The following is a 5,434-nucleotide window of genomic DNA, read 5'->3' on the forward strand; positions in this document are numbered from 1 at the left end:
GCCCCTTTGAACAACTCAACGGTTTCCGCTATCACGACAACTGGGTGCGCAACCTGCTGATTGCCTCTTCGTTAAATGGCAGAAGGCCGTTGCCCAGGAAAGCCGACACAAAATAAGTTGGAACTAGCTCAATCCTTTCATCAATGACCTGACGTGAACCCGCCGCGACCTAGAACACCTATCCCCGTTGACCGCCAGACCCAGGAGCAGATTGCGGGGACGGCGGTGCTGCTGCTGGAGCGGTTTTGCCGCGACCAAGCTCGGGGGCAGCGAGTGTTTGAGGGTAAGCAGTTCTACACGATTGTGGAGCGAGGACGCGATCTGAATATCGAGTTTAGAGGCGATGCGCACCACCTGCCAGAGACGATTCTGACGTTGCGGACTCAGCGAGAAAACGGGCAGATGCTTTACGAGATTGAGTCCTGGCTGACCCAAGCAGATATCCAGCGGTTCGCCCTGATTCGACAGGAGCTACAGCGAGACCTTTCACCAGTAAGCTCAGGAAGAAGCCATGGGCAGTCTATGAAGGGGGGCTAAAGCTTAATATTTCTGGTTACCCTTGGCGAAATAGAGCGCTCTATCGTTATGTTGCCAGCCGGTATTTTGGGGGAATTCGACATGTGGCCAGTCAAACACGGGCAACCCTATGCCAATGAAATTGAACGGTGGATGTATGCCAATCTCGTGGCAGCCTTCTTTGAGAAATTTGACGAGCTACGCGACATCGACGTTGACGATCCGTTTGAGTGTATCGATGCCACCGAGCCGTTTGATGCCCTACCCAGCGACGCAAAGCTAGCGGCGGTCTGTGAATCGGCTATCGCAATTATGGATCCGTTGTCTTCCCTTGGGGGGCAAAATGCCTTGCTTGCCGAAGCAGGGGCGATTCCGTTTGAGTGCATGAAAGGCCTCATTGTCATGGAAATTGAAACCACCCAGGAGCTTGAGTCTATGGAGCCTGGCCTCTCAAAATGGGGCGACTTCTGGCGGCGACAGGTGCTCCTGTTTTTCTATGGTCTCCATGGCTTGTCGTTGGTAGACATGGTTGAGAGCATTCTCTATGAAGAGGCCGGTGAGCCGGGTGAACTGTCTGAAGCCCTGATTCAATCGTGCAGCGCTCGGGCGCAAGAGGCGATTGACCAGAAAACCTATCTAGACTTTCTGCCCTGGATCCCGAAGTCACCCCAAGAAACGGACATCGAGCAATGGGAAGACCTGATTGAAAGTTACCTGATGGATGATCGCCTATTTCAAGATCACGACTGGCTGATCAGTCTGCCTTCTTCCCATCCTGAATTGCCGGATGCGGCGGTTCTGGAGTTGCAGTTCAAAAATCAGGAAATCCAAGCAAGCGTCGGCATTGCCCCAGCCTACTTTGACATGGGGCTGAGCCAACGACAGCTCAAGCCCTGGCCAGATCTCAGGCGAGAGCTGGAGACCTATTGGGTCGCGCCCCACTTACAGACCCCGGTCATTGTTCACAGAATTGTGGAGGCTCTGGGGCAAGGGCATTTACTGGGGGCGCATCCAGCCGAGGACAGCGAACCAGAGGCATGGCGTTTGGGTGCGCCTAAGCGAGTGCAGGACTTGCTGGCGAAAACTACCTTTCACGAAGGCTGTCACCTGGCGCTGAATATCGCTGAGCCGGGCGAGGTTGATCAGCTGGTTCCGATTACCCACATCAGTGTGCTGGAAGCGGAGGCGGGCTATGGCGTGGGAGGAAAAATCTGTGAGTTTGAGACTGAAGCCGGTGCCGCTGCGATCGGGGATGCGCTAAACCCTGAGGCGATCGAGGAGGTGGTTGTCTTGGCGGTGGAGGGGTTGGCATCGTTTTTTAGGCCGATGGAGGATGCGGAGGGGTGACAGGTGTTTGCGGAGCCTAGCTGACCAGGGCGAAAATCGGCATTGTCCTTGCCAGACTAGGGAATGTCACTTGGGCCTTCAATCGAATTCGACGACTGACCCTAAGTTAAAGCCGTGGGCCAGGAAAATGGTTTCAATTTGCTCCTTGGGAAGCCAGGTTATCTGGGCAAACTGACCCGCGAGGCCGTGGAGCGTAGTGCGCGATCGCGTTCTCGCCCCTGGGTTTTGCAAGTTGGTTTGCTGATCTTTGGCATCATGAGCCCGGAGGACAAATTCTGCCAGCATTCGCACGTCACCGGGCCACAGGATCTCTACCTCCTCTAGCTGGGATAAATACACGGGCTTAGGTCTTCTCATAGGCGCTACCGGCAATTTCTCTGGAAGTATCATAGCGATAAGGTTTTCTTTGCCGCCGTGGATCGCACTTGATAGTGAGGTTGACACCCCTGCCTGGGGGTACGGGGGTACCTACCCCTTCTTCCCGCTGGCTTCCCTCGTTTCTAAAGCTTCTCTCAACAGCATTTCAACCACAAACGTAAACGATCGCTGCTCCCTGTCTGCGATCGCCTGAATGGCATCCCTCATCGGGTCTGGCAGGTAAATGCTGGTCTGGCGCTTCTGGGTAGTCATAACCGCTCTGTCTAACTCTAGAGCAAGCCTAGGTGAAGCGTTGCGATTAAGGGTAATCTACTCTAGATTAGAGCGGATTGAGTTAATCTGGGTAAATTGCATCCGTTAGCCTGAGTCGCCTCAGCCCGGTTATTGCCCAGGCTGGCCTTCACCAGCACCCAGGAGGTGCCCTCCTATGGCTCAACCTTTTCCACGCCAACGATCGCACCAGCTTCATATCATCCATCAAGCTTTCGGGTACGCCCTCAACCCTGGCCACCTACACCTCTCGCCCACCACTGATCTGCCTGCCGCCTTCCCCCAGGTCGAAGCGCCCCGCTTTCACTACGGCGATCGCCTCCGCTGGGTTCCCCACGGCGATCGCCTCCGCTGGGTTCCCCACGGCAACGCGACCGACTGGGGCCTGGTCATTGGCCGGTTCTACAGCTACACCCCCCACAGCCACTGTTGGCAGTGGTGCTACCTGATCTGGCTCGATTCGGATTCCCCCAGCGCCGCCTGGGTCAGAGCCGATATCGCCTGGGAAGACGACCTAGAACCCGCCGATGGAGAGGCTGCCCGATGAATCCCCGCCCCCTTTCTCCCCGCGAGCAGCACTTAATCGAGCGATACAGCTACTGCCAACTAGGCATGACGCCCCAGCGGTTTTATGCCAAGTGGCAGGTAAGTCAGGAAGATATGGCCGCGATCTGTTCCCGGTCGGTCTCGACAGTGCGGGGCTGGTTTCGTAAAGGTCGCAGCTATCGCCGCCCCACCCCGGTTGACCTGCGCCATCTGGCCCTGATGGATTTCTTGCTCGACAACTTTGACCAGATTCCGGCAGACCTGCGGGAGGCCCTTTGCGCCACTGAGCACAAAGACGGACACACCTAACCCAAGATTGTCAATAGCACCGTGCTCTGTTTTGGCGAATCTACCCCAGCTAGGGTGGCCTCAACTACACCTCATTCACTCATCAGGGAGGACAGTCGCGTGAGCCAAGGGCATCGAATCATGGCCGATATCAAACGTATCCGGGCGGTGCTGGCAACGCCTGGGCAAGGCTTGTATCGTCTGCAAAAGCTGCCTCGGCAGGCTGTTTGGCTCGTTCACTGTAGAAACAACAAAGCCTACCGGCTGACCTTCCAGCCCGCGCCGATCAACGCCTGGACTCTGCATCCTCCTGATCGAGATGCTTCTGAACTGTTGGGCAAGATTGAACAGGCGTTGAGGCCCAGCGCTGCCAGTGCCGGAGAGAGCGTGCAGTCTTACCCAAGGGATGCTGTCAGCGAGCAAGAGACTTACCGTTTAGAGAGCCAGCAGTACCCTTCATCTGCGGCCTACGAAATGGAAGCTCCCACGGCCTACAACCAGCTACTCCACCCCTGGTGCGTTGTTCAATTCCTCCCCCACATGCAGCGGCGCACGGTGGCTCGGTTTCGGCGGCGCAATGATGCGGATGCCCATTTGAAGGCCCTGCGGCGGCTGAGTCCATCAGCTCAGTACACTGTTATGTTCGATCCAACTCCATCTGTCCCCGGATTCACTCGCGAGGAGCACGGGGAGGTGTTTGCTTGAAAGCTATGGCATCTTCCACGCCTAACTGCCAGGGCTTGGCCCGCTGTTGCGCTTGACAAAAACGGCGGTACAGCCCATTCCGCTGAACTAGGCGGGTTAGATTCCCTTGTCTTGAGAATGGCCTTGAAGGCTATGCCTCTATCGGTTGTAATGGCGTGGCTGTTCTCGAAAATCTGATACGCGGTTTGACCAGGGCCGGAACGATGCGATCACTCGCCAGTCGCCCGCCAAACAAGTTCCGCGCCACTGGCCCTAGTCGCAAGGCCGCCGCCCCACCCATCAAAAACAAGTTGCACCCCGGCCAGCGCAAGTGCTCATCCAGCACCGGTAGCCCGTTGACCACTTCAATTGGATAGGTGGCCTGCACGTCCGCCAGCAGGGGCCAGTGCTCGACATTGAGCTGACTGCCGGTGGCTAACCAAAGGCGATCAATGGGCAAATGGGCAATACAGTCGTGCTCAGCCCCGGCGCTACAGTGTACCTGCCAAGCGTCACCCTTCCACTCGGCCTGCTGCACTTCGCACTGTTCGTAAAAGGTGATCTGGCCCTGGCGCTCTAGCCGTCGCAGGCGTAGCAGCATAGCCGGGGTCACCGACCCGCCGTTGCGGGCCTGCTGAATCATCTGCCAGCGCTCGTGCCAACTGGGTTCGGCATGAAAGCCCTTGAGGTACTTTGGGCCGAGCCAGCCCGGTTCGGCATCAAACAGCTTGGCGTAAAACTGCCGCCGCGCCATCATGATCACCTGGGCACCCCGCGCCGTCGCCCCCAGAGCCAGGTGGCCACTGGTCAAGCCGCTGCCGACAATCAAAATTCGCTCGCCTTGGAGTGAGCGTCCTCGCAGGTTGATCTGGCTGGAGTGGCGCAGGCGGTCTTTGGGGTAGGTCTGCGGGAGCTGCCGCGCCCAAGCCGGAAGCTGGGGCGTACCGCCCGCGATCGCCAGCACTACCCGCCGGGCCAAAAGCTGCCGTCCATCCGCTAAACTGAGCCGAAACCGCTGCCGTCCCAAAACCTGGCACAGTTCTAGGTGCTGCACCGTCCCCGCCATCACCCGGTTGGCCAAATTCCACCGCTGGATCACCGATTGACAAAAATCGCGAAACAGCGCCGTACTGGGCAGCGCGTAGGGGGGAAACAGCTCGTCGGGCCGCCCCTCGGCAAAGGTGCGCAGGGCTGAGGGATGGGGGTCGGGATGGTGAACGGCAGGCGATCGCAGGTGGGGAATCTCCAACGCCGCAAACTGATGGTGCCACTGGTGCAGCCACTCCCCAGCCGGATCGATCACCACAAAGCGATCGCGCATGGCAGCTTTCTTTTGCAGCAGGTGAGTGACCAGGGTAAGGGCCTGGGGGCCAGCGCCGATGATGGCGATGTCGATGGAGGGGGG

The 5,434-nt window shown here is 57.9% G+C and carries 8 protein-coding genes; 5 read left to right on the forward strand and 3 right to left on the reverse strand.

The window, feature by feature from the left end:
• The first annotated feature begins 153 nt into the window (after nt 1–153).
• Both IQ273_RS29720 and IQ273_RS29725 read left to right on the forward strand, forming a co-directional pair.
• Nucleotides 154–537: a hypothetical protein gene (locus tag IQ273_RS29720; RefSeq protein WP_194026713.1), complete on the forward strand. Its 384-nt coding sequence runs from the start codon at nt 154–156 to the stop codon at nt 535–537.
• 81 nt (nt 538–618) lie between these two features.
• A complete protein-coding gene (locus IQ273_RS29725; RefSeq protein WP_194026714.1) occupies nt 619–1,863 on the forward strand; it encodes a hypothetical protein in 1,245 nt (414 codons plus the stop codon).
• A gap of 78 nt (nt 1,864–1,941) precedes the next feature.
• Here IQ273_RS29725 and IQ273_RS29730 read toward each other — a convergent pair whose 3' ends face one another.
• Nucleotides 1,942–2,220 (reverse strand): hypothetical protein, encoded by a 279-nt coding sequence (locus tag IQ273_RS29730; RefSeq protein ID WP_194026715.1) that lies wholly within the window; start codon nt 2,218–2,220, stop codon nt 1,942–1,944.
• A gap of 111 nt (nt 2,221–2,331) precedes the next feature.
• Nucleotides 2,332–2,493: a hypothetical protein gene (locus IQ273_RS29735; RefSeq protein ID WP_193969133.1), complete on the reverse strand. Its 162-nt coding sequence runs from the start codon at nt 2,491–2,493 to the stop codon at nt 2,332–2,334.
• A 175-nt stretch (nt 2,494–2,668) separates the two neighbouring features.
• Here IQ273_RS29735 and IQ273_RS29740 point away from each other — a divergent pair, with 175 nt between their 5' ends.
• The 3 genes from IQ273_RS29740 (at nt 2,669) to IQ273_RS34140 (ending at nt 4,050) form a co-directional block, all read left to right on the forward strand.
• Nucleotides 2,669–3,058, forward strand: a complete 390-nt coding sequence (locus IQ273_RS29740) for a hypothetical protein (protein WP_228054160.1) — start codon at nt 2,669–2,671, stop codon at nt 3,056–3,058.
• Nucleotides 3,055–3,366, forward strand: a complete 312-nt coding sequence (locus tag IQ273_RS29745; RefSeq protein ID WP_194026716.1) for a helix-turn-helix domain-containing protein — start codon at nt 3,055–3,057, stop codon at nt 3,364–3,366. The genes IQ273_RS29740 and IQ273_RS29745 overlap by 4 nt, the downstream gene beginning before the upstream one ends.
• 120 nt (nt 3,367–3,486) lie before the next feature.
• Nucleotides 3,487–4,050 carry a hypothetical protein gene (locus IQ273_RS34140; protein ID WP_228054162.1) on the forward strand — a complete coding sequence of 188 codons (564 nt, stop codon included), beginning with the start codon at nt 3,487–3,489 and terminating at the stop codon, nt 4,048–4,050.
• A 130-nt stretch (nt 4,051–4,180) separates the two neighbouring features.
• On the opposite strand, the gene IQ273_RS29755 is transcribed toward IQ273_RS34140, so the two are convergent.
• Nucleotides 4,181–5,434 (reverse strand): SidA/IucD/PvdA family monooxygenase (locus tag IQ273_RS29755; RefSeq protein WP_228054164.1); only part of this gene is annotated, 1,254 nt, incomplete at its 5' end.

Origin of the sequence: Nodosilinea sp. LEGE 07298 (genome assembly GCF_015207265.1) — a bacterium.
Lineage (GTDB): Bacteria > Cyanobacteriota > Cyanobacteriia > Phormidesmidales > Phormidesmidaceae > Nodosilinea.

What these genes read in the sequence shown, in the direction of transcription:
- IQ273_RS29740 (WP_228054160.1), top strand. Translation starts at nt 2,669, where the DNA reads ATGGCTCAACCTTTTCCACGCCAACGATCGCACCAGCTTCATATCATC.
- IQ273_RS34140 (WP_228054162.1), top strand. Translation starts at nt 3,487, where the DNA reads ATGGCCGATATCAAACGTATCCGGGCGGTGCTGGCAACGCCTGGGCAA.
- IQ273_RS29725 (WP_194026714.1), top strand. Translation starts at nt 619, where the DNA reads ATGTGGCCAGTCAAACACGGGCAACCCTATGCCAATGAAATTGAACGG.
- IQ273_RS29735 (WP_193969133.1), bottom strand. Translation starts at nt 2,493, where the DNA reads ATGACTACCCAGAAGCGCCAGACCAGCATTTACCTGCCAGACCCGATG.
- IQ273_RS29730 (WP_194026715.1), bottom strand. Translation starts at nt 2,220, where the DNA reads ATGAGAAGACCTAAGCCCGTGTATTTATCCCAGCTAGAGGAGGTAGAG.
- IQ273_RS29745 (WP_194026716.1), top strand. Translation starts at nt 3,055, where the DNA reads ATGAATCCCCGCCCCCTTTCTCCCCGCGAGCAGCACTTAATCGAGCGA.